This is a genomic window from Leisingera coralii (genome assembly GCF_049056525.1).
In the GTDB taxonomy this organism is placed as follows: domain Bacteria; phylum Pseudomonadota; class Alphaproteobacteria; order Rhodobacterales; family Rhodobacteraceae; genus Leisingera; species Leisingera coralii.
In genome coordinates this window covers 1-22,859 of record NZ_JBHUPT010000033.1, presented here as the reverse complement: position 1 = coordinate 22,859, position 22,859 = coordinate 1, and the positions used below count along the sequence as shown (strand labels likewise).

The window sequence follows — 22,859 nt, the reverse complement described above, 5'->3', positions numbered from 1 at the left end:
CTTTGACTTGTGCCAATAGGGCGCCAGATAGACATTGTTGTAAGTGGCGGAATTTACATGGCGCGCATGGCAGCTGAAAAGCCGAAGACCCGGATTCAGCGGAAGAAGACCGAACAGATCCTGGCGTCCGCGCTTGAGGTTTTTGCCCAGCACGGATCTTCCGGCGCGTCGATCAACCTAATTGCAAAGAATGCCGGGCTGACCACGCCCAACCTGCTCTATTACTTCGAAAGCAAGGACGCGATCCGCCAGGAGCTGCTGGCCCGCACCCTGCAGCTGTGGATGGCGCCGCTGAACATGCTGAGCCCGCATGGCGACCCGATTGACGAAATCTGCCAGTACATCCGCCGCAAACTGGAGATCTCGCGGAATTTCCCCAAGGAAAGCAAGTTCTTCGCCAATGAGATCCTCAGCGGCCTGCCGCAGTCCCGCAGCGAGATCTTCGGCCCGCTGAAAGAGCTCTACAACACCAAGATCACCGTGCTGGAGGACTGGATGCGTGACGGCCGGATTGCAACCGTCGATCCGCACCACCTGCTGTACTCGATCTGGGCCACCACCCAGCACTACGCCGATTTCGACGTGCAGATCGAGGAAATCGCCCCCGCCAAGGCGCAGGACCGCTATGCCGAAGCCGAGGTGTTCCTGCTGGAGATGTACCGCAAGCTGCTGACGGTAGAGGCGGGCTGACGCACCCTGCCGGCCCCGGCGGTCACGGAATCCGCGCCCGGTCGATGAATTTGCGCAGCGCAAAGCGCGACCGCACCACCCGGATGCCAGAAATACGCAGCAGTTTGGTCTGCAGGAAGGCCTCGAATTCCTCCAGGCTTTCCACCACGATTTCCAGCAGAAAATCCTGCGCGCCGGTCATCAGCGTGCCGGTCACCACTTCCTCGAACCGGGCAATCTTCTTCTGGAAACTGGCAATTTCGTCCGCGTCCTGGCGTTCCAGCTCCACCGAGACAAAGGCGGTGATGCCGAACCCCGCGACCTTGCGGTCGATGCGGGCGTTGTAGCCGGAAATCAGGCCGCTTTCCTCCAGCCGCTGCAGCCGCCGCTTGCAGGGCGTCTGGGAAAGACCGACTCGGGCCGCCAGCTGCACCAAGGGAATCCGCCCCTCGTCACGCAACACGCGAAGCATCTCCCGATCAACCGAATCTGTAGCGAAAACCACCATAAATCTTGCGTTTCCGAGTGTATTTTCTCTGATTTTCGCACCACTACCCCCATATTCGTTATTTTTCAACCATGCGGTTTTGCTAAGCTGGGGAGACAGGCATTGCGCCGCACGCAGTCTTCCGCGCGCGCCTGGAGGCGCTCAGAACAAAGAGGTACCGCATGAGTGATGACTTTCCGCCGCTATCGCTGAACGTGCCGGAACCGGGCTGCCGTCCGGGCGACACGCCTGATTTCTCGGACTTCGAGATCCCGCGCGCCGGGGCCGTCAAACGCCCGCCGGTTGATGTGGATCCGGATTCAATCCGCGACATGGCGTTTTCCATCGTCCGGGTGCTGAACAAGGACGGCGAGGCGGTGGGCGACTGGGCCGGCGCGCTGAGCGCGGAGGAACTGCGTGAGGGCCTGCGGCACATGCTCACCCTGCGCACGTTTGACGCGCGGATGCTGAATGCGCAGCGCCAGGGCAAGACCAGCTTTTACATGCAGCACTTGGGCGAAGAGGCCGTGTCCTGCGCCTTTTCCCGGGCGCTGCGGCCGGGCGACATGAACTTTCCGACCTACCGTCAGGCCGGGCTGCTGATCGCGGGCGGCTATCCGATGCTGACCATGATGAACCAGATCTATTCCAACGCCGACGACCCGCTGCACGGGCGCCAGCTGCCGATCATGTATTCCTCCAAGGAACACGGGTTCTTTTCGATTTCCGGCAACCTCGGCACCCAGTTCGTGCAATCGGTCGGCTGGGCGATGGCCTCGGCAATTTCGGGCGATACCAAGATCGCTACGGGCTGGATCGGTGACGGCTCCACAGCGGAGAGCGATTTTCACTCTGCCATGGTCTTTGCCTCGACCTATGACGCGCCGGTGGTCTTGAACATCGTCAACAACCAGTGGGCCATCTCCACCTTCCAGGGCATCGCCCGCGGCGAAGTCGGCACTTTTGCCGCCCGCGGCCACGGTTTCGGCATCGCCTCGATCCGGGTTGACGGCAACGACTACCTGGCCGTGCACGCCGTGGCGAAATGGGCCTGCGAGCGGGCGCGGCGCGGGCACGGGCCGACGCTGATCGAACATGTCACCTACCGCGCAGGCGGCCATTCCACCAGCGACGACCCCTCCGCCTACCGCTCCCGGCGCGAGGCCGCGGCCTGGCCCCTGGGCGACCCGATCGAGCGGCTGAAGAAGCACCTCATCACCATCGGCGAATGGAGCGACGAACGGCACAAACAGGCCGAAGCGCAAATCCTGGACGAGGTCATCGCCACCCAGAAACAGGCCGAGTCCATCGGCACATTGGGCGGCGGCAAGACCCCGAGCCCGCGCGACATGTTTGAAGGTGTTTATGAAACCATGCCGCCGCATCTGATCCGGCAGCGGCAGGAAGCGGGGTACTGAGATGGCCAGCATGACCATGATCGAGGCCATCCGCGAGGCCCATGACGTCGCGATGGCGGCAGATGACCGCGTCGTCGTCTTTGGCGAGGATGTGGGGTTCTTCGGCGGCGTCTTCCGCTGCACCGCGGGATTGCAGCAGAAATACGGAAAATCACGCTGCTTTGACGCGCCGATCAACGAATCCGGCATCGTCGGCACCGCCATCGGCATGGCCGCCTATGGGCTGAAGCCGGTGATCGAGATCCAGTTCGCAGACTATGTCTACCCGGCCTATGACCAGATCGTCTCGGAAGCGGCGCGGCTGCGCCACCGCTCCAACGCCGACTTCACCTGCCCGCTGGTGATCCGCATGCCCACCGGCGGCGGCATCTTCGGCGGCCAGACCCACAGCCAGAGCCCGGAGGCGCTGTTCACGCATGTGTCCGGTCTGAAAGTGGTGGTGCCCTCCAACCCGCGCGACGCCAAGGGGCTCTTGCTGGCCGCCATCGCGGACCCGGATCCGGTGATCTTCCTGGAGCCCAAGCGGCTTTATAACGGACCCTTCGACGGCTACCACGACCGCCCGGTCTCCAGCTGGAAAAACCACCCCAAGGGTGAGGTGCCTGAGGGCGCGGAGATCGTGCCGCTGGGCAAGGCCAGCATCACCCGAGAAGGCGCGGATGTCACCGTTCTGGCATACGGCACGATGGTTTACGTGGCCGAGGCCGCGGCAGAAGCCACTGGCGTCGATGCCGAGGTGATCGACCTGCGCACGCTGTTGCCGCTTGATCTGGAGACGGTCCAGGCGTCGGTTGAAAAGACCGGCCGCTGCGTGATCGTGCATGAGGCGACGCGCACCTCCGGCTTCGGCGCCGAGCTGATGAGCCTGGTGCAGGAGAACTGCTTCTACCACCTGGAGGCGCCGATCATCCGCGTCACCGGCTGGGACACGCCCTATCCGCACGCGCAGGAATGGGAGTATTTCCCCGGCCCCGCCCGCGTCGGCGAAGCATTGAAAAAAGTGATGGAGGGCTGACCGGATGGGTGTGTTTGCCATGCGTCTTCCCGATGTGGGGGAAGGCATTGCCGAAGCAGAGCTGACCGAGTGGCACGTCAAGCCCGGCGACATCGTGCGCGAGGACGATATCCTGGCGGCAGTAATGACCGACAAGGCCGCGGTTGAGGTGCCCTCTGCGGTGTCCGGCAAGGTGCTGGAGCTGGGCGGCGAGATCGGCCAGATGATGGCGATCGGCTCAGTGCTGATCCGGATCGAGGTCGAAGGCGAGGGCAACGAGGCCCCCGGATCGGCCACTGAAGCGGCCAAACCCAGCGCCCCGGCGCCACAGCCCGCGCCGGAAGCGGAAACGGATGCGGACGCGGAGGCGAAGGAGCCTCCGGCACCTGCTCCCGCACCCGCGCCGGCCGCCAAGAAACCCGGCCACCGCCTGCCGCGGCCCGAGGGTAGCAAACCGCTGGCCGCACCGTCCGTGCGGGCGCGAGCGCGTTCCGAAGGGGTCGACCTGCGCCATGTGCCCGGCACCGGGCCGGGCGGGCGTATCAGCCACGAGGATCTGGACAGCTGGATCGAATCCGGCGGCATCCGCCAGGGCAGCGTCACCCGCGGCCGCAACACCGGCGTCGAGGAGCAGCGCGTCATCGGCATGCGCCGCAAGATCGCCGAGAAGATGGCGCTGTCGAAACGGCACATCCCGCATATCACCATCGTCGAGGAGGTGGAGATGGGCGCGCTCGAAGACCTGCGCGCCGCGCTCAACAAGAAGCACGAGGGCAGCCGCCCCAAGCTGACCCTCCTGCCGTTCCTGATGCGCGCCATCGTCGAGGCGGTGCGCGAGCAGCCCGGCCTGAACGCCCGCTACGATGACGACGAAGGCGTGATCTACCGCCACGGCGGCGTCCACATCGGCGTTGCCACGCAAACCCCGCAGGGGCTGAACGTGCCGGTGCTGCACCATGCCGAGGCCAACAGCCTGTGGGACAACGCAGGTGAGCTGGCCCGCCTGGCCGAGGCCGCCCGCGACGGTTCGATCAAGCGCGAGGAGCTGACCGGCGGCACCATCACCATCACCTCGCTGGGGCCGCTTGGCGCCATTGCCACCACGCCGATCATCAACCACCCCGAAGTGGCGATTGTCGGCGTCAACAAAATGCAGATCCGCCCGGTCTGGGACGGCCAGCAATTCCGGCCGCGCAAGATGATGAATATCTCCTGCTCCTTCGATCACCGGGTGATCGACGGCTGGGACGCGGCGGTCTTTGTGCAGAAACTGAAATCCCTGCTGGAAAATCCGGCCATGCTGTTTGTCGAGGGCTGAATGACTGATCTGAAGTGCAAATTGCTGATCATCGGCGCGGGCCCCGGCGGCTATGTCTGCGCCATCCGCGCCGGCCAGCTGGGGGTCGACACCATCGTGGTGGACGAGGCCAACCCCGGCGGCACCTGCCTGAATGTGGGCTGCATCCCCTCCAAGGCGCTGATTCACGCCGCAGACGAGTTCCACAAGATGTCCCACGCGGCCGAAGGGCCGCTGGGGATCTCCGCGGGTAAGCCCGAGATCGACCTCAGCCGCACCGTGGCCTGGAAGGACGGCATCGTGAAGCGGCTGACCGGCGGTGTCAGCGGCCTGATGCGCAAGGCGGGCGTGCGCGTGGTCGAGGGCCGCGCGCGGTTCCTCGACGGCAAGACCGTGGCGGTCAAACGCGGTGACGAGACCACCCAGATCCGCGCCGAACGCATCGTGATCGCCTCCGGCTCCGCCCCGGTCGAACTGCCATCCCTGCCCTTCGGCGGCGATATCCTGTCCTCGACCGAGGCGCTGGCGCTGCAGGCGGTGCCGGACACCCTCGCCGTGGTCGGCGCAGGCTATATCGGGCTGGAGCTGGGCACCGCCTTTGCCAAGCTGGGCACCAAGGTCACCGTGGTCGAGGCCGAGGACCGCATACTGCCGCTCTACGATCAGGCCCTGACCCGGCCCGTCGCCAAACGGCTGGAAACGCTGGGTGTTCAAGTGATGACCGGCGCCAAAGCCGAAGGCTATGCCGACGGTGTACTGGCCACCAGCCAGGGCACTATCAAGGCTGAGAAAGTCCTGGTCACCGTCGGCCGCCGCCCGCGCACCGAAGGCATCGGTGTTGATGAGCTGGCACTGACCCTGAACGGCCCCTACATCCGGATCGACAAGACCTGCCAGACCTCGATGCGCGGCATTTACGCCATCGGCGACATCACCGGCGAGCCGATGCTGGCGCACCGCGCCATGGCACAGGGCGAGATGGTGGCTGAACATGCCGCGGGCCACGCGGCCGAATGGGACAAGCGCGCCATTCCGGCAGTTTGTTTCACCGACCCAGAGATCGTCACCTGCGGCGCCCTGCCGGGCGAGATCGAGGGCAGCAGCAGCACGGAGTTCCCCTTTGCCGCCAACGGCCGCGCCATGACGACTGAACGCGAGGATGGCTTCATCCGCGTTGTGTGGCGCGATGCCGATCAGGCGGTGCTGGGGCTCCAGGCGGTAGGTGCCGGTGTCTCCGAACTGTCGGCGGCCTTCTCGCTCGCCATCGAAATGGGCGCCTGCCTGGAGGATATCGCCGCGACCATTCACGCGCACCCGACCCAGTCGGAGGGGCTGCAGGAAGCCTGCCTGCGCGCGCTGGGTCACGCGCTGCATATCTGAGACCAGCAGGCCGCCCGTTTCAATCGCGGCTCGGGCGGCCTGATAACTTGACAAAAGAACTAAGGTTATTTAAGCGTCCGGGCGCGCCTGAACCGGGCGCCTTTCAGCGAGACGCTCCGCGCCATTAGCGCGGCACACAGTCCAGCCATCAACGGATCAACATCCCGGCGCCGCTCTTGCGTGCGCCGCAGGCTGGAGTGAATTGTGACGCTGGCTCTGTTACTTCCAAATACGCGCGCCCGGCTGGGCGTTTATCTGCTGCTGGCCGCAACGGTGCTTGCCCCCGCGGCCAGCGCGGCGGAACCTTTCCCGGCGGTCATCGAGCACCGCTATGGCACCACGATTGTGCCAGCCAAACCGCAGCGCATCGTCTCGCTCAGCTACATCGGCCATGATTTCCTGCTGGCGCTCGGGGAGACGCCCCATGCGCTGAGCAAGTGGTTCGGCAACCATCCGCATGGTGTCTGGCCCTGGGCGCAGGAGGCCCTGGGCGATGCCGAGCCCATCGTTCTGCAGGGGCAGATCGACATCGAGCGGATCGCCGCCCTGGAGCCGGACCTGATCACCGGCCAATGGTCCGGCATGACCGAGCGCGAATATGCGCTGTTGTCGCAGATCGCGCCCACCATCCCGCCGAAGGCCGCCCACGGCAGCTACGGCTCCCCCTGGCAGGTCATGCTGCGCACGCTGGGCACGGCAACCGGAAACTCCTCCAAGGCCGACCGGATCATCTCCCGGATCGAAGGCCGCTTTGCCGCAATCCGCGCCGCCCACCCCGAGTGGCAGGGCGCAAGCGCCGTCATGGTCTCGGCCACCCGCACCGGCGCCTATTCGGCGACGGACATCCGCGGCCAATTCCTGGCCGCCCTGGGATTCACAGTGCCGGAGGTGGCCAACCCGTTTGCGCCTGCGAACAGCTACTATGCCCTGCTCCCCGAGGAGGATCTCTCTCCCATCGACACCGATGCGCTGATCTGGATCGACGCCGGCGGCTCCGCGGCGCGGCTCAAGCGCCTGCCGCTGCGCCACACCTTGCGCGCCTACCGGGAGGGGCGGGAGATCTATGCCGGGCGCCTGCTGTCCTCGGCCCTGTCCCATTCCAGTCCCTTGAGCCTGGATACGGCGCTGGACCAGCTGGTGCCGCTGCTGGAGGCCGCGCTGGACGGCGACCCCTCCACACCCGTTTCCAGCATGGCCAAGGCCGGTCTGCTGCCGGAGGGCTCCTGACATGTCCGTCTCTGCCATGAGCATTTCCCGGCCGCGCCCCGCCGCCAGCCTGCGCGGTCTCCGGCTCGCCGGGTCACTGCTGGGGCTGGCGCTCCTGTCGGCGGCTGCGCTGCGCTTTGGCTTCCGGCCCGCCAGTTGGACAACTGTCTGGGGCGCACTGACGGCTTATGACCCGAACGATGCCGCCCATATCGTGATCCGCGACATGCGCCTGCCGCGGCTGGCCGGCGCTGTGCTTGCCGGCGCGGCGCTTGGCATCTCCGGCGCGCTGATCCAGGGCATGACCCGCAATCCCCTCGCCGATCCGGGCCTTCTGGGCATCAACGGCGGGGCCGCGCTGGGGGTGGTGATCTGCATCCTGGGCTTCGGCGTCACCGATCCGGCAGCCTTTGTCTGGGTAGCGCTTGGCGGCGCGCTGGCGGCCTCGGTGCTGGTATTCCTGCTCGGCGGCGGCAGCCGCGCCAACCCGCTGCGGCTGGTGCTGGCGGGCGCGGCGCTCAGCGCGCTGATCCTGGCCCTCACCCGGGCGCTGCTGCTCGTCAGCTCGCAAACCCTTGATGTCTATCGCTTCTGGGTGCTGGGCGGGTTCGACGGCATTCTGCCGTCTACCCTCTATGCACTGCTGCCCTTCCTGGCCCTGGGCGCGGCGTTTGCCGCCGGGGCGGCCGCCGGACTTAACGCACTGCTGCTGGGCGAGGACACTGCCCGCGCTCTGGGCGTGCGCACAGGCCTCGCGCGGGCCATTGCCGGGACTGCCATCCTGCTCCTGTGCGGCGCCACCGTTGCAATGGCCGGGCCAATCGCCTTTGCCGGGCTGATCGTGCCCCATCTGGCCCGCTGGGCCGCCGGGCCGGACATGCGCTGGACGCTGACCTTCTCCGCGGTGTTCGGAGCGCTGCTGCTCATCGCCGCCGATCTGGCCGGACGCCTGCCGCTGTTCGGCGGCAACATGCAGGCGGGCGTGATGACCGCGCTGATCGGCGGGCCGGTGCTGATCTGGATGGTGCGCCGGAACGGAGTGCGCAGCCTATGACCTGGACCCTCCGTTTCGCTGCCCTGTCGGTGCAGATCTCGCGCCGGGCGCTAGTGACAGGCCTCTGCCTGATGGCACTTCTGCTGGCCGCTTGCCTGCTGGCGTTGCAGACCGGCAGCTACCCCTTTAGCAGCAGCCGGATGGCCGCCGTGCTGCGCGGCGAAGGCACAAGTATTGAGCAGATGATCCTGTTGGGTCACCGGCTGCCAAGGATTGCCGCCGCGCTTGGCGCCGGTGCCGCTTTCGGCCTGGCCGGAGCCATGTTCCAGACGATGATGCGCAACCCGCTCGCCTCGCCGGATGTGATCGGCTTCAACGCCGGCGCAAGCTGCGGCGCCCTGGCCGCGGTGATCCTCACCAGCGGCATGGTGCTGCCCGGCGCCATTGCCGGAGCCTCGCTGGCCGCGGCGCTGGTGATCCTGCTGGCGTGGAAGGACGGGCTGGCCCCGGGCCGTCTTATCCTGACCGGCATCGGCGCCAGCCTGGCGCTGACCGCCGCCGCCGATCTGCTGATCAGCCGCATCGACCCGCAGACCGCCTCCGACATGCTGAGCTGGCTCACCGGCTCGCTCCACAGCCGCGGCTGGCAGGACGCGGCACGGGTCTGGGCCGGGTTGGCACTGCTGGCGCCGGTACTGTGGTGGCTGCATTTCCCGCTGGCCCGGCTGGCGATGGAGGACGGCATCGCGACCGGCCTGGGTCTGCCCGTCTCCCGCCTGCGGCTGGCGGTGACCGGAACCGGCATTCTCCTGACCGCGCTTGCGGTGACCGCCGCCGGCCCCCTGCCCTTTGTCGCCTTTGCGGCCGGCCCGATTGCCCGCCGCCTGATCCCCGGCGGCCGGCCCGCACTGCTGGCCGCCGCCGCGGCCGGCGCCCTGATGACCCTGCTCGCCGATACTGCCGCCCGCCTGGTGCCGGGCCTGCAGCTGCCCGCCGGCGCGTTTACCGCACTCATTGGCGCCCCCGTGCTGCTGTGGCTGCTGCTGGCGCACTTCCGCAAAGGAACACTCTGATGCCTGACATCACCCGCCTGCGGGCCGAGGATCTCTCGGCCGGCTATGCCAGCACGCCCGTGCTGGACAGCCTCACCGCCGCCATTCCCGACGGTGAACTGACCGCAATCGTCGGCCCCAACGCCTGTGGCAAGTCCACCTTGCTCCGGTCCCTGGCCCGGCTGCAGCCGGCCGCCGCCGGCCAGGCGGTGCTGGACGGCAAGGCGATCCACCGGCAAAGCAGCCGCTCGGTTGCGCAGCGCCTGGCGATCCTGCCGCAAACCCCCTCCGCCCCCGATGGGCTGACCGTGCACGATCTGGTGGCCCGTGGCCGCACCCCCTATCAGTCGGCGCTGCGGCAGTGGTCGCGTCAAGACGCGGCGGCGGTTGCCCGGGCGCTGGAACTCACCAACATGACCGGCAACGCCCACAGGCCGCTTGAGGCACTGTCGGGCGGGCAGCGCCAGCGGGCCTGGATCGCCATGGCGCTGGCGCAGGAAACCGGCATCCTGCTGCTGGACGAGCCGACGACCTACCTGGACCTGCCGCATCAGATCGAACTGCTGAAGCTGGTGCAGCGGCTCAACCGCGAAACCGGGCGCACCGTGGCCATGGTGCTGCATGACATCAACCTGGCTGCCCGCTTTGCCAGCCACATGATCGCGCTCAAGGACGGGCGGGTGTTCTGCCAGGGCGCACCGTCCGAGGTGGTCACGGAAGCGGTCCTGCAATCCGTCTTTGCGCTGCCCTGCCGGATCATCCCCGATCCGCTGCACGGCACCCCGCATGTCATCCCCGCATGAACGAGGCCGCGATGACCATCAACCCCATCATCCCGCTGCAAGCAAACGCCGAACTTCCGGAGCTGCCCTTCGCCGCCGTCCGCCAGGCCGTCATTGCCATGGCGCAGGAGCATGAGCTGCCGGTGATCGAAAACAGCGCCGCCGCCGTCACGGTGGAGATCGCAGGCTTCGGCCACTACCGCCTTGCCGCCCGGAACGGCGGTACCGCAATAGGCGTTTCGGCAGCCCTGCCGGACAGGCTGCACATGCTGAAGGAAGGAATCGCCGCGCATCTGGACGAAATCCAGCCCGGCGCCTCCAATGCCCTCCGCTGGCCGGACACCACCGCGGCTGGCGCCCTGCCGCCCAACGTCCATTTCACGACGGTTCAGTCGGTCACCCCGATCGGCCGCGCCTTCCTGCGGGTGCAGGTCAAATCCCCGGATCTCGCCGGTTTCCAGGACGATGCCATCCACTTCCGCCTGCTGCTGCCGCCCGCAGGCTGTACCGCGCCGGAATGGCCCCGGCTGTCGGAGACTGGCGCCACCGTCTGGCCGAAAGGGGAAACTGCGCTGCACCGCCCGGTCTACACCACCCGCCGGATTTGCCATGCCGACGGGCTGATGGAGTTCGACATTTTCCTGCACGACGGCGGCCGCGCGACCGAGTGGGCGCGCCAGGCGGCCCCGGGGGACCGGCTGGTCCTTGCCGGGCCTGGCGGCGGCGGCATTCCGGCAACCTCGAAAATCCTGCTCTATGCCGACGAAACCGCCCTGCCCGCCGCGGCCCGCATCCTGGAAAGCCTGCCGAGGGACAGCGAGGGCGAGGCCGTTCTGCTCAGCACCGGGGGCGAGGGCTGCGGCTACCCGGTGACCGCACCGGCGGGTGTTGCGCTGACCTGGCTGCGCCGCGATGGCGGGCACAGCCTGGCGGACCGCGCGCTGGCCGCACGCAAACACGCACCCGGCCACTACCTGTGGTTTGCCTGCGAAAAGGCCGAAGTGCAGCGCCTGCGCGCGGCCCTCCAGCAGGACAAGCCCGCCCCCGGAACAAGCTATATCGCCGCATATTGGAGCCAATCATGACCAAACGCGCCCAGGCGGCCCTTGCCGCAGTGTTTCTGACCGCCCCGCTGCTTACAGCCCCGGCCCTCGCACAGGACTCGCCCGCCGCTCCGGTACCGCAGGTCGCCGCCGAGGCTCCGGCGGCAGCGCAGCCGGAAGCCCCTGCGGCACCCGCTCTGGAAATTCCGGAGACCACAGTGCCCGCTGAGCCGGAGCCCGCCGCTCCTTCGGCCCCGTCCGGCGCCGATGCAACCCTATCGGAACCCGCCGAAGCTGCGCCCGCGGCTGAGCCGCTGCCGCCCGCCGAACCGCTCTCCCGGCAGCAGGAACTGGCGCAAGCCGCCAGCGAAGCCTCTGCCAAGGCGTTGAAATTCCTGCGCGATGGCGGGCCGTCGATCTGGGCGATTGCGGCGCTGTCGGTGATCACCCTGGCGCTGATCCTGTGGAAAGTCTGGCGCCTGGCGCTGATCGGCGCCTGGTCGCGCGGCAAGGCAGGCCGCGCGGTAGAGGCCTTTGAGCGCGGCGACACCGGCGCCGCGCTGGCCATCGTCAAGGGCCGCATCGGCATCCGCTCCAAGGTGGTGGCCACCGCCCTGACCGCCCTCTCCACCCTGCCTGAGGACCGCGCCCGCGAAGAGACAGCCCGGGTGGCCAAGCTGCACCTGGGCAGCGCCGCCACCGGCCTCGGTGCGTTGGAGCTGATCGCCACCATCGCGCCGCTGCTGGGTCTGCTCGGCACCGTGCTGGGCATGATCGCCGCCTTCCAGGCGCTGCAGGCGGCAGGCGCGCGCGCCGATCCGGCGCTGCTGGCGGGCGGCATCTGGGAGGCATTGCTGACCACCGCCGCGGGCATGGCTGTGGCGATCCCGGCCTCCGCCGCGCTCACCTGGTTCGAGGCGGTGATCAGCCGCATCCGCCGCGACATTGAGGACAACGCCACCCGGCTGTTCGTCGCCGCCGCTCCTGCCGAACTGAAACTGGCGGCTGAGTGACGCGATGCTGCTGGCTCCGCCCTCCAAACCCCGGCGCAAGCCGAGCCTGACGCCGATGATCGACGTGGTGTTCCTGCTGCTGGTGTTCTTCATGCTGGCTTCACGCTTTGGCATGGACGCGGTGCTGGACCTGCCGCTGGCCGGTCAGGGCGGCCCCTACACCGGCCCGCCGCGGCTGATCGGCATCGGGGCGAATAACCTGGACATCAACGGCGTGCCGGTGGCCGACAGCAACCTGGCGCAAGCGCTGGCGCCGTTGATGGAAACACCTGGCGACATGCTGGTGCTGCGCGGACGGGACAAGGCCGATCTGCAGCGCATCACCGATGTGACCGCGCTGCTTCGGCAGGCCGGCTTCACCAATTTCGTGCTGGTGGAATAAGGAGACGCGCATGGACCTGACCGATCCCCCCCGCCGCCCGCGGGCCGAATCCATCGTGCCGATGATCAACGTGGTCTTCCTGCTCTTGATCTTCTTCCTGATGACCTCCCGCCTGGCCCAGCCCCAACCCTTCGAGGTTACCCCGCCCGAGGCCGCGCTGGACACCGAGGCCAAGGCTCAGGCCGTGCTGTACATCGATGCCGAAGGCCAAATGCACTTTGACGGTGCCGCGGGTGAAGCGGCAATTGCCCGTCTGGCCGCTGCCAGCACGGACAGACCCGTGGTACAGCTGCGGGCCGATGCCAAGCTCGAAGCCGCGGCGCTGGCGCGGATCCTGCGGCAGCTGGCGGCAGCCGGGCTCAGCCGGGCCGAACTCGTGGTGCGCCCGCAATGAAACGCGCGGCCGAACTCACCGTCTTTGCCGGGATCGCCACGCTGATCCATGTCGCGCTGTTTGCCACCGCACCCCGCTCCGGCGCCCAGTCGAGCGGTGCGGGCGGCGATGCGCTGGTCTCTGTCCAGGCCGCTGATGCCACCATTGCCGAAATGGTGGAAGCCTGGCAGCGTCCGCCACAAACCGTGCCACAGCTGGAGACACCCCTGCCCCAACCCCTCACCATCCCTGCGGCCCCCGCGGTGCCGCGGTTCGAACTGGCCCAGGCGCCGCGCGCGGCAGCGCAAATTGCGCTGGCCCGCCCCGCCCCTGCCGAAACGCTGGAGGTAGACACCACGCCGCCCCCGCCGCCGCCGGAAGAAAAGCCGGAAGCCGCAGCAAAACCCGAGCCGCAGCAGGCGCGTAAGGCCGAGCAGACCACGGCCAGCCGGGCCGGGCAGCGGGCCGCGGGATCCGGCGGCGGCGCCCAGGCCGGGCAGGCGGGCGGCTCTGCCGCTGCCACCGCCCAGGCCGGGCAGCAGGCCAAGCTGCAAGCAGTCTGGGGCGCCAGGATCCGCGCCCTCATCGAGCGCCGCAAACGCTTTCCCTCCGGCGCCAGCGGCAGCGGCCGGGCGGTTGTGCGGATCACCGTCTCCCGCACCGGCCAGCTTCTCAGCTACCGGATTGCCAAATCCTCTGGCAGCGCGGTGTTTGACCAGGCGGCGCTGCAGGCGGTCGCCCGGGCCGGGAAATTCCCCTCCGCCCCCAAGAAGCTCACCCTCAGCCAGCTCACCTTCACCCTGCCGATGAGCTTCTCGAAATAGGCCCGGCTGCGGATCCGGCCCGTAAAAAAGGCCCGCGCAGCCTGCGCGGGCCTTTTCCTGTTGCTGAACCGCTCGGAACGGCTCAGAACTTCGTGGTCAGCGTCAGCGCCACATTGCGCCCGTCGCCAAAGTAGCAGGCGCCGCCCGAACAGGTGGTGACATAGCGCTCGTCGCTCAGGTTGCGCACGTTCAGCGACACCAGCCAGTTGTCATGGCTATAGGAGACCGCGGCGTCATACAGCGTGTAGGACGGCGTCAGGTAGGTGCTGGATCCGCCCCAGGCCTCGCCGTTGTAGCGGACCCCGGCGCCGAACGCCCAACCCTGCAACCTGCCCTCCTGCGGCTCGTAGTTCAGCCACAGCGACGCCGCGTTCTTGGGCACCTGGGCAATGTAGTCGCCCTCTGCGTCCTCGGTATCGAGATAGGTATAGGCGGCATCGACTGTCAGGTCGCCGAACCGGTGGTAGGCCTCCAGCTCCAGCCCCTTGGCGGAGGCTTCCCCCGTTTGCACCTGAAAGCCGGGATTGCCCGGATCGGCCACCGTCAGGTTCGACTTGGTCAGGTCGAACACCGCCGCCGTCAGCAGCGTATCGGTGCCCAGCGGCTGGTATTTCACACCAATTTCAACCTGCTCACCGCGGGTCGGCTCAAACGGGGTACCGTTCACATCGGTACCGATCGCATCCTGCCGGAAGCTTTCGGCATAGCTGATGTAGGGGGCCAGACCATTGCCGAACCGGTACATCACCGCGGCATTGCCGGTCCACTCGCTGTCCTTGGCGGCGATGCTCGTCGCACCAAAGCTGCCATTGCTCGCCCCGGTTTCGATGTCGCCATACCTCAGGCCCAAATCAATGAACAGCCGGCCGTCATAGGCGGCGCGATGCTGCACATAGGCGCCGGCCTCGGTGATCGAGGTGCCGGGCGTGTCAGCCACGGTGATCGACGGATAGCCGGCATAAACCGGGTTGAACGGATCGATGGGGCCGACCTGGGCGCCGTAACCGGTATCGCTGTCATAATGCCCGCGGGTGTAGCTCACCCCGGCAAAGGTCCGCATGTCAAAGCCGCCAAACGCATATTCGGCGGTGGCATAGGCATCAATCGCCCAGGTCTTCAGCTTGTTTTCCGCGCGGTAGAACGTGCGGTTGATGGTGCCGTCCGGATTGTACCGGCCGGTGCCGGTGTTGTCGAAAGCCCACCAGGCGTGCTGGTATTCGGCCTCGGCTTCCAGGTAGCGCGCATTGGCGTTCAGGCTCCAGACCGGGTTGAACCGGTGCTTGAACATCGCGGTGATGGCGCGCTGCTCGCTGTCGAACCGGTCAAACCCCGGCTCGCCGACAAAAACGCTGCTGGGGAGGAAACCGCCATTGCCGAACCCCGTTGCAGGCAGCAGCGTGCCATAGATCGAGGCGAACTGGATCAGCGGGCTGCCTTCGTTTTCCTGGTAGTTGGCCAGCACCGTCAGCTCGGTATCCTCATTCGGCCGCCAGGTGATGGACGGCGCCAGCGCCAGCACATCATCCTGCGAATGATCGACTTGGGTTTCCGAATCCCGCAGCACGCCCACAAACCGGTAGCGCAGGGTGCCGCTTGCGTTCAAATCGCCGCTGACATCCGCTGCAACCTGCTTGCGGTCATGCGATCCGACCTGCAGTTGCAGCAGGTTGTCGGAGTCCTGCGCCGCGGTTTTCGAGGTGGTGTTCACCACGCCGCCGACCGAGCCGCTGCCATAAAGGCCGGAGGCCGGCCCCTTCAGCACTTCGATACGGTTCAGCAGGAAGGGCTCAGGCTTGGTGTCATTGTAAAAGCCGTAGCGGGCGGGCAGCCCGTCATGCAGCGTGCTGGCACGGAAGCCGCGCACCAGATACCAGTCCGCCCGGTTGTCCAGCCCCCACTGGCCGCCGACGATGCCTGCGGAATATTGCAGCGCCTCCTCCACATTCCGGGCGCCGCGCGCAGCAATTTCCTGGGCGGTCACAACCGTCACCGACCGCGGCGTCTCCGCAATCGGATCGCCGGTCTTGGCAATGGTGCCGGTCTCCAGCGAGATGCTTTCGCCAAAGAAGCCCTCGCTGCCTTGCTGGTTTACGTTGATTTGTTCAAGCTCGACAACTTCACCCAATGCCGGCATGGCTGCCAGCAGGGCGCAAGCTGACGCAGCAGTACGTCGCAGAATCATGTCCCATCTCCGCTATGTGCGGTTGCAGTTTCTGCCTGACGTAGTGCTGGGTGAGTGCGGGCTAGTAAGGAACTGGCGCGTGGTCAAGCGCCAATCCCCGCCCGCCGGGCCAAAGGCCCGCAGGGTGCCGGGAACAGCAGTCCCTAATTATCAAAACTTGCAAAAATGCATCACCTTTTCCGGTCAAAGGCGCCTTTGACCGGCCTGAGGGGTCACACCCCCAGGTACCGGTCCGCCACCTCTGCTGGCAGTTCGGCGATGCCGCCGCCCCAGGCGTTGCTGCCCTTGTTGAGGATCACCGCACGGTCGGCGATGGCCGACAGCTCCTTCAGCGACTTGTCGACCACCAGAATGGCCAGCCCCGCCTCCCGCTTGAGACGTCCGATCGCGGCCCAGATCTCCTGCCGCACCACTGGCGCCAGGCCTTCAGTTGCCTCATCCAGGATCAAGAGCCGCGGATTGGTCATCAGGGCGCGGCCGATGGTCAGCATCTGCTGCTCGCCGCCCGACAAAGACCCCGCAGTCTGGGTCCGCCGCTCCTCCAGCCGCGGGAACAGCTCTGCAACCTTCTTCATGTCCCAGGGCCCGGGCCGGGCGGCGGCAATCAGGTTTTCCTCCACCGTGAGCGGCGCAAAACAGCGCCGCCCTTCGGGCACCAGCCCAACCCCCAGCCGCGCGATCTTGTAGGACGGCAGCTGACGCAGGTCATGCCCGTCAAACCGCAGCTCCCCCTTGGAGATGCCCAGCATGCCGCAGATGGTCTTGATGGTGGTGGATTTGCCCATCCCGTTGCGGCCCATCAGCGCCACCACCTCGCCCTCGCCGATCTCAAGATTGACCCCGAACAAGGCCTGCGCCGGGCCGTAAGAGGCCTCGACCCCGTGTAAAGTCAGCAGGCTCATGCGGCGTCCTCCTCTCCCAGATAGGCGCGGCGCACCTCGGCATTGGCGCGGATGTCGTCCGCGGTGCCGGTGGCAATGATCTCGCCGTAGACCAGCACGCTGATCCGGTCCGCCAAGGCAAAGACCGCGTCCATGTCATGTTCCACCAAGAGGATCGGCGCCTCCTGCCGCAAGCCATCCAGGAAGCCGGTCAGCGCCTTGGACCCGGCCGCACCCAGGCCGGCCATCGGCTCATCCATCAGGAACAGCCTCGGTTTCAAGGTCAGCGCCACCGCCACCTCCAACTGGCGGCGCTGGCCGTGCGACAGGTCGGCGGTGCGGCGGTTTGCATCCTGTGTCAGCCCCACCCGCTCCAGCGCGTCGCGCGCCTGCTCCAGCAGCTCCGGGTCCTTCATCACGTTGCGGAAGAAATGGAACGGCCGGCCCCGGCCCCCCAGCGCCCCCAGCACCGCGTTCTGCAGCACGGTGTATTCCATCGCCAGCGCCGAGATCTGGAACGTCCGCCCCAGCCCCATCCGCGCCCGCGCCACGGTGTCCAGCGCAGTGACGTCCCGCCCCAGCAGCTCCACCGAGCCGCTGTCCGGCGCGATATTGCCCGCGATCTGCTTGATCAGGGTGGATTTGCCCGCCCCGTTCGGCCCGATCAGCGCGTGGATTTCACCGGGCCGCAGGTCCAGCGAGACATCCTTGCTCGCCTGCAATGCACCAAAGCTCTTGTTGAGGCCCTTGGTTTTCAGAACCGCATCAGCCATGCGCCTTCTCCTGTCCAGCCAGCGCCCCGATCAGCCCGCCGCGGGCAAACAGCACGATGAGCAGCAAAAGCACGCCCAGGAAGATCTGCCAGTAATCGCTGACCCCGCCCAGGAGATGCTCCAGCATGATGTAAAGTGCTGCACCCGCAACCGGCCCATACAGCCGCCCGACACCGCCCAGGATCACAAAAATCATGATCTCGCCGCTGGTGTGCCAGCTGAGCATGGTGGGGCTGACGAACCGGTTCAAATCGGCAAACAAGGCGCCTGCCAAACCGGTGATGGCACCGGAAATCACGAATGCGGTCAGCCGCAGGGTAAAGGGCGTGAGGCCCACCGCCTGCACCCGGTCCTCATTCTGCCGCGCCGCCGCCAGCGCCAGCCCGAAGGGCGAGCGCGCCAGCCGCGCCGCAAACACCAGCGCCAGGCACAGGATCACATAGGCAATGGCAAAGAACTGGATCGGATCAAGGGTGTTGAGGCCCGGGAACTCATTCCGCACCCAGATCGACAGCCCGTCCTCGCCGCCATAGGCGCTCCAGCTGATCGCGAAGTAATAGAGCATCTGGCCGAAAGCGAGGGTGATCATGATGAAATAAACACCCGAGGTGCGCAACGACAGCGCCCCGATCACCAGCGCAGCAAGCGCGCTGAACACAACTGCCACCAGCCAGATCAGCGGCATCTGGTTGCTGCCCTCGAACAGGAAGGGCCATTCAAACAGCGGCTCATAGTTCTGGGCATGGGCGGCCAGGATGCCCATGGCATAGCCGCCGATCCCGAAGAACGCCGCATGGCCCAGGCTGATCAGCCCGCCAAGGCCAAGCGCGATGTTCAGCCCGACCCCCGCCAGCGCCAGGATCGCCGCCTTGGTGGCCAGCGTGATGATGAAAGGCTCATCCAGCGACCACGCCGCCACCGGCACGATCAGCAGCGCCGCAATCATTGCCCAATTGAGCAGGCTCTCACGCGTCAGCATCATGCGCTCCCCCCGTACAGACCCGAGGGGCGCACCAGCAGGATTGCCGCCATCAGGATATAGATCAGCATCGACGCCAGCGACGCCCCGGCAGAGGCCGCGCTGGCCGGATCCAGGAACAGGCCAAACAGCTTCGGCAGGAACACGCCGCCCAGCGTGTCGGTCATCCCCACCAGCAGCGCCCCGGCCAGCGCCCCCTTGATGGAGCCGATACCGCCAATCACGATCACCACAAAGGCCAGGATCAGAACCGGCTCCCCCATGCCGACCTGCACCGACTGGATCGCGCCAACCAGCGCGCCCGCCAGCCCGGCCAGCGCCGCGCCAAGGGCAAAGACCAGCGTGTAGAGCTTGGAAATATCGACGCCGAGGGCGGCAATCATCTCCCGGTCCGCCTCGCCTGCGCGGATCTGGATGCCGATGCGGGTGCGGGCGATCAGCAGGAACAGCCCGGCGGCAATGCCCAATCCGATCAGGATGATGGTCAGCCGGTAAAGCGGATATTCAATGCCGCCCGGCAGGCTGACCGGCCCCGACAGATAGGCCGGCACATCCAGGAACAACGGGAAGGAGCCGAACAGCCAGCGGGTGCCCTCAGAGAAAATCAGGATCAGCGCAAAGGTCGCGAGCACCTGGTCCAGATGGTCGCGCCGGTAAAGGCGCCGGATCACCACCAGCTCCATCAGCGCCCCGGCGGCGGCCGCGGCGGCGAGGCTTGCCGCCAGCGCCAGCAGGAACGAGCCGGTCCAGCCCGCCACCGCAGCGGCGGCAAAGGCGCCCACCATATAAAGCGAGCCATGGGCGAGGTTGATCAGCCCCATCACCCCGAACACCAGCGTCAGCCCGGCTGCCATCAGAAACAGCATCACCCCGAGCTGGAGCCCATTCAGGATCTGCTCCAGAACAAGAATATAAGTCATTTTCGGATTTCCGAGGGGGAAGCTTGGCCGCTTGCGGAGACGCCGGACAGGCGTCTCCGCTCAGTGGCTCAGGTCACATCTTGCACTCGCCGCCATAGGCGTCGGCGTGGTCTTTCAGGCCGGTGGCGATGATCTTGTTGGTAAAGACATCGCCTTCCTTGATCACTTCGCGGACATAGATGTCCTGGATCGGGTGATGGTTGTCCCCGAACTTGAAGTCACCGCGCACGGAGGCGAAATCTGCTGCCTTCAGCGCCGCCCGGAAGGCGTCTTGGTCGCCAGGCTCCGCCTTGTCCAGCGCGCTCAGGATCAGGTTGGCGGTGTCATAGCCCTGGCTGGCATAAAGCGAGGGCAGACGGCCGTATTTCTCCTGGAAGGCGGCGACAAAGGCGGCGTTGGCCGGGTTGTCGATGTCTTTGTTCCACTGCGAGGTGTTCTTCACCCCCAGCGCGGCATCGCCCACCGCCTGCAGGATGCCCTGATCGAATGAGAACGCCGGGCCGACGACCGGCAGATCGACACCGCTGCCTGCGTACTGCTTGAGGAAGGAAATCCCCATGCCGCCGGGCAGGAAGAAATAGACGGAGTCCGCACCCGAGGCCCGGATCTGGGCTATTTCGGCAGCGTAATCGGTCTGCCCCAGCTTGGTGTAGATCTCACCCGCCAGCTCGCCGCCATACATCCGCTTGTAGCCGGTCAGCGCGTCCTTGCCCGCCGGGTAGTTCGGCGCCAGGATAAAGCTGTTTTTCAGCCCTGCCTCATTGGCATAGGCGCCCGCGGCCTCGTGCAGGTTGTCGTTCTGCCAGGCGACGTTGAAGTAATTCGGGTGGCAGCGCTTGCCCGCAAGGGCCGAGGGGCCCGCGTTCGGCGACAGGTAGAACACGTTCTGCGCGGTTGCAGCAGGCACCACCGCCATCGCCAGGTTGGACCAGATGATGCCGGTCATGATGTCCACCTTCTCGGACTGGATCATCCGGTCGGCGATCTGCACCGCCACGTCGGGCTTGCGCTGATCGTCCTCGATCACCACCTCGACGCCCTCGCGGCCGTCCTGTTCGATCGCCAGCATGAAACCGTCGCGCACATCCACGCCCAGACCCGCGCCGCCGCCGGACAGGGTGGTGATCATGCCGATCTTTGTCTCCGCCTGCGCGGCCGTTGCCAGCGCCGGAATCGCGGCCGCCATCGCCAGCATCCGAATGGTCTTCATATCGTTCAATCCTCCCAGAATGTGCCCCGGCGCGCCGCCGGGGTTCTTGATCAAATGCTTGCGACTTTACCGCGGCAGCAGCAGAAGCCAAGACCGCCGAAAGCCCGCATCTCCCCGGCTGATCTTGCGCCAGCCCTTGGGATGAGCCTACGCAGGCTTGGATTATTATTTCAAGCATAAAATATATAGGGCAATATTGTTGCCCTATTTGTCCGCAGAGCGATCAGATGCGGCAACGGAGGATGCGAGGGGCCGGCCCCTCGCGCTCCCCGGAGTATTTTGAGAAAGATGAAACAAAGCGGCAAATGCGATGCCGGACGCACCGGTCAGCCTGGTCCGAAACAGCCTGCCAGATGGTCGATCAAGGCGCGGATCCGCGCGGTCAGATGACGGCTGGGCGGATACACCGCATAAAGCGTGATCGGATCGGTTTCCTGTTGTTCGAAAAGCACTTGCAGCTTGCCAGCCTGCAGAAACGGCAGCGCGGTGTAATGGGGGCAGCAGGCAATGCCCAAGCCCTTGGCCGCCATATGCGCCACCGCCCGCGGCGAGTTGGCGCGGAAGCTGCCGCCGACGGTGATGGGTCTCGCCCCGCTGCCCCGCCCGAACACCCAGGCCTCCGGCTGCGGTGCGGTCGTGAGCAGCAGGCAGTTGTGGGTGGCCAGCGCCTCCGGCTCGGCGGGCTCGCCGTGGGCCGCCAGGTACTCCGGCGACGCCACCACCACCCGCCGCATGGTGCAAAGCTTGCGCGCCACCAGCCCCGAATCCTTCAGCGCGCCGAAACGGACCGCCAGATCCACCCCCTCCTCCAGCATCGGCAAGTGGCGGTCGGACAGCACCAGTTCCACCGCCACCTTGGGGTGCGCCTGCTGGAACGGCTGCAAAGCCTCCACCAGCTCGCGGCTGCCAAAGCCGGTGGGCGCGGTGATGCGGATGGGGCCTGCCAGCTCCTGCTGGCGCAGCTGCACCACATCCTCCAGCTCGTCGAACTGATCGAGCAGCGGCAGGCAACGCTCCAGATAGGCCCGTCCGGTGTCGGTCAGCGTCACCTTGCGGGTGGTCCGGTTCAAGAGCTGCGCCCCCAGCTGCTCCTCCAGCCGGGCGACGTATTTGCTGGCCAGCTTGGTGCTGATCCCCATCTGCCGGGCACCGCCGGTAAAGGAGCTCTGCGCCGCCACCGCGGCAAAGGTCCGCATACACTCCAGCTTGTCCATCACGGGTGCTCCCGGCCTCACCATTTATGAATGCAGTGTACATAATCATTCCACAGATAGGAATATTATCGCCGGGCGCCGGGCGGGGTACTTTCCGGGTGTCTTCAAAACCCCACGGCAGATGCCAAGCAAAGGACCCCAGACATGCCCCATTCCATCCGCATCCACGGCTTCCCCCTCTCCGGCCATTCCCACCGGGTGGAGCTGTTCGCCAGCCTCGCCGGGATCGCCCATGAGGTGGTCACCGTCGACCTTGCCGCGGGCGAGCACAAACAGCCGCCCTTCCTGGCGCTGAACCCGGCCGGCCAGGTGCCGGTGATCGAGGACGGTGAGACCGTCATCAGCGATTCCAACGCCATCCTGGTCTACCTCGCCCGCAAATACGCGCCGGCCTGGCTGCCCGCCGATCCGGTGCAGGAGGCCGAGGTGCAGAAGTTCCTGACCCTGGCCGCGGGCGAGATCGCCTTCGGCCCGGCGGCCGCGCGGCTGATCACCGTCTTCAACGCCCCGCTGGATGCAGAGTTCTGCGCCACCGTGGCGGCCCGCGTGCTGGGCAAGATCGACGCCCATATGGAGGGCCGCAGCTTCCTGGCCGGCGACACCCCCACCATCGCTGACGTTGCGGTCTATTCCTACCTCGCCCACGCGCCCGAAGGCGGCATCTCGCTGGAGCCCTACCCCAACGTGCGCGCCCTGCTGGCCAATATCGAAGGGCTGAAAGGCTTCAAGCCGATGCCCGCCACCAAGGTTGGCCTGGCGGCCTGATCGCGCCCTAACCTCAGCGCG

At 66.6% G+C, this 22,859-nt stretch carries 23 protein-coding genes; 15 read left to right on the top strand and 8 right to left on the bottom strand.

The annotated features are described in order from the left end of the window. Positions 1-57: 57 nt before the first annotated feature. Complete coding sequence (locus ACFMBG_RS12410; RefSeq protein WP_421055018.1) at positions 58-690, top strand: TetR family transcriptional regulator C-terminal domain-containing protein; 633 nt, start codon at positions 58-60, stop codon at positions 688-690. A 22-nt stretch (positions 691-712) separates the two neighbouring features. On the opposite strand, the gene ACFMBG_RS12405 is transcribed toward ACFMBG_RS12410, so the two are convergent. Further along, positions 713-1,177: an Lrp/AsnC family transcriptional regulator gene (locus tag ACFMBG_RS12405; protein ID WP_421055017.1), complete on the bottom strand. Its 465-nt coding sequence runs from the start codon at positions 1,175-1,177 to the stop codon at positions 713-715. Between the two features lie 161 nt (positions 1,178-1,338). Between ACFMBG_RS12405 and ACFMBG_RS12400 the strand changes: the two genes are divergently transcribed. The 13 genes from ACFMBG_RS12400 (at position 1,339) to ACFMBG_RS12340 (ending at position 13,914) form a co-directional block, all read left to right on the top strand. Then, positions 1,339-2,574 carry a 3-methyl-2-oxobutanoate dehydrogenase (2-methylpropanoyl-transferring) subunit alpha gene (locus tag ACFMBG_RS12400; RefSeq protein ID WP_421055016.1) on the top strand — a complete coding sequence of 412 codons (1,236 nt, stop codon included), beginning with the start codon at positions 1,339-1,341 and terminating at the stop codon, positions 2,572-2,574. 1 nt (position 2,575) lies between these two features. After that, the gene (locus ACFMBG_RS12395; RefSeq protein ID WP_421055015.1) at positions 2,576-3,589 is read left to right on the top strand and encodes an alpha-ketoacid dehydrogenase subunit beta; all 1,014 of its coding nucleotides are present in this window, start codon (positions 2,576-2,578) and stop codon (positions 3,587-3,589) included. A 4-nt stretch (positions 3,590-3,593) separates the two neighbouring features. Next, positions 3,594-4,886 (top strand): dihydrolipoamide acetyltransferase family protein, encoded by a 1,293-nt coding sequence (locus tag ACFMBG_RS12390; protein WP_421055014.1) that lies wholly within the window; start codon positions 3,594-3,596, stop codon positions 4,884-4,886. Further along, positions 4,887-6,245 (top strand): dihydrolipoyl dehydrogenase, encoded by a 1,359-nt coding sequence (gene lpdA, locus ACFMBG_RS12385; RefSeq protein ID WP_421055013.1) that lies wholly within the window; start codon positions 4,887-4,889, stop codon positions 6,243-6,245. 204 nt (positions 6,246-6,449) lie between these two features. Beyond that, positions 6,450-7,472 carry an ABC transporter substrate-binding protein gene (locus tag ACFMBG_RS12380; protein ID WP_421055012.1) on the top strand — a complete coding sequence of 341 codons (1,023 nt, stop codon included), beginning with the start codon at positions 6,450-6,452 and terminating at the stop codon, positions 7,470-7,472. 1 nt (position 7,473) lies between these two features. Next, a complete protein-coding gene (locus ACFMBG_RS12375) occupies positions 7,474-8,505 on the top strand; it encodes a FecCD family ABC transporter permease (RefSeq protein WP_421055011.1) in 1,032 nt (343 codons plus the stop codon). Next, positions 8,502-9,518, top strand: coding sequence for a FecCD family ABC transporter permease (locus ACFMBG_RS12370; RefSeq protein WP_421055010.1), 1,017 nt, complete (start codon positions 8,502-8,504; stop codon positions 9,516-9,518). Before ACFMBG_RS12375 ends, ACFMBG_RS12370 begins: the two co-directional genes overlap by 4 nt. Continuing rightward, positions 9,518-10,300, top strand: coding sequence for an ABC transporter ATP-binding protein (locus ACFMBG_RS12365; RefSeq protein WP_421055009.1), 783 nt, complete (start codon positions 9,518-9,520; stop codon positions 10,298-10,300). Before ACFMBG_RS12370 ends, ACFMBG_RS12365 begins: the two co-directional genes overlap by 1 nt. An 11-nt stretch (positions 10,301-10,311) precedes the next feature. Next, on the top strand, positions 10,312-11,364 hold the full coding sequence (locus ACFMBG_RS12360; protein ID WP_421055008.1) for a siderophore-interacting protein: 1,053 nt from the start codon (positions 10,312-10,314) through the stop codon (positions 11,362-11,364). Further along, entirely contained in the window at positions 11,361-12,335 is a 975-nt protein-coding gene (locus ACFMBG_RS12355) for a MotA/TolQ/ExbB proton channel family protein (RefSeq protein ID WP_421055007.1), read from the top strand. The genes ACFMBG_RS12360 and ACFMBG_RS12355 overlap by 4 nt, the downstream gene beginning before the upstream one ends. A 4-nt stretch (positions 12,336-12,339) precedes the next feature. Further along, positions 12,340-12,717 carry an ExbD/TolR family protein gene (locus ACFMBG_RS12350; RefSeq protein ID WP_421055006.1) on the top strand — a complete coding sequence of 126 codons (378 nt, stop codon included), beginning with the start codon at positions 12,340-12,342 and terminating at the stop codon, positions 12,715-12,717. A 10-nt stretch (positions 12,718-12,727) separates the two neighbouring features. Next, on the top strand, positions 12,728-13,111 hold the full coding sequence (locus ACFMBG_RS12345; RefSeq protein WP_421055005.1) for an ExbD/TolR family protein: 384 nt from the start codon (positions 12,728-12,730) through the stop codon (positions 13,109-13,111). Next, positions 13,108-13,914: an energy transducer TonB gene (locus ACFMBG_RS12340; RefSeq protein ID WP_421055004.1), complete on the top strand. Its 807-nt coding sequence runs from the start codon at positions 13,108-13,110 to the stop codon at positions 13,912-13,914. Before ACFMBG_RS12345 ends, ACFMBG_RS12340 begins: the two co-directional genes overlap by 4 nt. Positions 13,915-13,996: 82 nt before the next feature. Here ACFMBG_RS12340 and ACFMBG_RS12335 read toward each other — a convergent pair whose 3' ends face one another. From ACFMBG_RS12335 to ACFMBG_RS12305, 7 genes are all read right to left on the bottom strand, one after another. After that, positions 13,997-16,096: a TonB-dependent siderophore receptor gene (locus tag ACFMBG_RS12335; protein WP_421055003.1), complete on the bottom strand. Its 2,100-nt coding sequence runs from the start codon at positions 16,094-16,096 to the stop codon at positions 13,997-13,999. Positions 16,097-16,308: 212 nt separating this feature from the next. Next, on the bottom strand, positions 16,309-16,998 hold the full coding sequence (locus ACFMBG_RS12330; protein WP_421055002.1) for an ABC transporter ATP-binding protein: 690 nt from the start codon (positions 16,996-16,998) through the stop codon (positions 16,309-16,311). Next, positions 16,995-17,750 carry an ABC transporter ATP-binding protein gene (locus ACFMBG_RS12325; protein WP_421055001.1) on the bottom strand — a complete coding sequence of 252 codons (756 nt, stop codon included), beginning with the start codon at positions 17,748-17,750 and terminating at the stop codon, positions 16,995-16,997. Before ACFMBG_RS12325 ends, ACFMBG_RS12330 begins: the two co-directional genes overlap by 4 nt. After that, positions 17,743-18,732 carry a branched-chain amino acid ABC transporter permease gene (locus tag ACFMBG_RS12320; protein ID WP_421055000.1) on the bottom strand — a complete coding sequence of 330 codons (990 nt, stop codon included), beginning with the start codon at positions 18,730-18,732 and terminating at the stop codon, positions 17,743-17,745. The genes ACFMBG_RS12325 and ACFMBG_RS12320 overlap by 8 nt, the downstream gene beginning before the upstream one ends. Beyond that, a complete protein-coding gene (locus ACFMBG_RS12315; protein ID WP_421054999.1) occupies positions 18,729-19,649 on the bottom strand; it encodes a branched-chain amino acid ABC transporter permease in 921 nt (306 codons plus the stop codon). The genes ACFMBG_RS12320 and ACFMBG_RS12315 overlap by 4 nt, the downstream gene beginning before the upstream one ends. A gap of 73 nt (positions 19,650-19,722) precedes the next feature. Then, positions 19,723-20,859 carry an ABC transporter substrate-binding protein gene (locus tag ACFMBG_RS12310; protein ID WP_421054998.1) on the bottom strand — a complete coding sequence of 379 codons (1,137 nt, stop codon included), beginning with the start codon at positions 20,857-20,859 and terminating at the stop codon, positions 19,723-19,725. A 326-nt stretch (positions 20,860-21,185) separates the two neighbouring features. Beyond that, positions 21,186-22,073 (bottom strand): LysR family transcriptional regulator, encoded by an 888-nt coding sequence (locus ACFMBG_RS12305; protein ID WP_421054997.1) that lies wholly within the window; start codon positions 22,071-22,073, stop codon positions 21,186-21,188. Positions 22,074-22,217: 144 nt separating this feature from the next. Here ACFMBG_RS12305 and ACFMBG_RS12300 point away from each other — a divergent pair, with 144 nt between their 5' ends. After that, positions 22,218-22,838 carry a glutathione S-transferase family protein gene (locus ACFMBG_RS12300; RefSeq protein ID WP_421054996.1) on the top strand — a complete coding sequence of 207 codons (621 nt, stop codon included), beginning with the start codon at positions 22,218-22,220 and terminating at the stop codon, positions 22,836-22,838. The last annotated feature ends 21 nt before the right edge of the window (positions 22,839-22,859 follow it).

Coding starts and splice junctions, on each gene's coding strand:
- ACFMBG_RS12410 (WP_421055018.1), top strand. CDS start 58: ATGGCGCGCATGGCAGCTGAAAAGCCGAAGACCCGGATTCAGCGGAAG.
- ACFMBG_RS12405 (WP_421055017.1), bottom strand. CDS start 1,177: ATGGTGGTTTTCGCTACAGATTCGGTTGATCGGGAGATGCTTCGCGTG.
- ACFMBG_RS12400 (WP_421055016.1), top strand. CDS start 1,339: ATGAGTGATGACTTTCCGCCGCTATCGCTGAACGTGCCGGAACCGGGC.
- ACFMBG_RS12395 (WP_421055015.1), top strand. CDS start 2,576: ATGGCCAGCATGACCATGATCGAGGCCATCCGCGAGGCCCATGACGTC.
- ACFMBG_RS12390 (WP_421055014.1), top strand. CDS start 3,594: ATGGGTGTGTTTGCCATGCGTCTTCCCGATGTGGGGGAAGGCATTGCC.
- lpdA (WP_421055013.1), top strand. CDS start 4,887: ATGACTGATCTGAAGTGCAAATTGCTGATCATCGGCGCGGGCCCCGGC.
- ACFMBG_RS12375 (WP_421055011.1), top strand. CDS start 7,474: ATGTCCGTCTCTGCCATGAGCATTTCCCGGCCGCGCCCCGCCGCCAGC.
- ACFMBG_RS12370 (WP_421055010.1), top strand. CDS start 8,502: ATGACCTGGACCCTCCGTTTCGCTGCCCTGTCGGTGCAGATCTCGCGC.
- ACFMBG_RS12365 (WP_421055009.1), top strand. CDS start 9,518: ATGCCTGACATCACCCGCCTGCGGGCCGAGGATCTCTCGGCCGGCTAT.
- ACFMBG_RS12360 (WP_421055008.1), top strand. CDS start 10,312: ATGACCATCAACCCCATCATCCCGCTGCAAGCAAACGCCGAACTTCCG.
- ACFMBG_RS12355 (WP_421055007.1), top strand. CDS start 11,361: ATGACCAAACGCGCCCAGGCGGCCCTTGCCGCAGTGTTTCTGACCGCC.
- ACFMBG_RS12350 (WP_421055006.1), top strand. CDS start 12,340: ATGCTGCTGGCTCCGCCCTCCAAACCCCGGCGCAAGCCGAGCCTGACG.
- ACFMBG_RS12345 (WP_421055005.1), top strand. CDS start 12,728: ATGGACCTGACCGATCCCCCCCGCCGCCCGCGGGCCGAATCCATCGTG.
- ACFMBG_RS12340 (WP_421055004.1), top strand. CDS start 13,108: ATGAAACGCGCGGCCGAACTCACCGTCTTTGCCGGGATCGCCACGCTG.
- ACFMBG_RS12335 (WP_421055003.1), bottom strand. CDS start 16,096: ATGATTCTGCGACGTACTGCTGCGTCAGCTTGCGCCCTGCTGGCAGCC.
- ACFMBG_RS12330 (WP_421055002.1), bottom strand. CDS start 16,998: ATGAGCCTGCTGACTTTACACGGGGTCGAGGCCTCTTACGGCCCGGCG.
- ACFMBG_RS12325 (WP_421055001.1), bottom strand. CDS start 17,750: ATGGCTGATGCGGTTCTGAAAACCAAGGGCCTCAACAAGAGCTTTGGT.
- ACFMBG_RS12320 (WP_421055000.1), bottom strand. CDS start 18,732: ATGATGCTGACGCGTGAGAGCCTGCTCAATTGGGCAATGATTGCGGCG.
- ACFMBG_RS12315 (WP_421054999.1), bottom strand. CDS start 19,649: ATGACTTATATTCTTGTTCTGGAGCAGATCCTGAATGGGCTCCAGCTC.
- ACFMBG_RS12310 (WP_421054998.1), bottom strand. CDS start 20,859: ATGAAGACCATTCGGATGCTGGCGATGGCGGCCGCGATTCCGGCGCTG.
- ACFMBG_RS12305 (WP_421054997.1), bottom strand. CDS start 22,073: ATGGACAAGCTGGAGTGTATGCGGACCTTTGCCGCGGTGGCGGCGCAG.
- ACFMBG_RS12300 (WP_421054996.1), top strand. CDS start 22,218: ATGCCCCATTCCATCCGCATCCACGGCTTCCCCCTCTCCGGCCATTCC.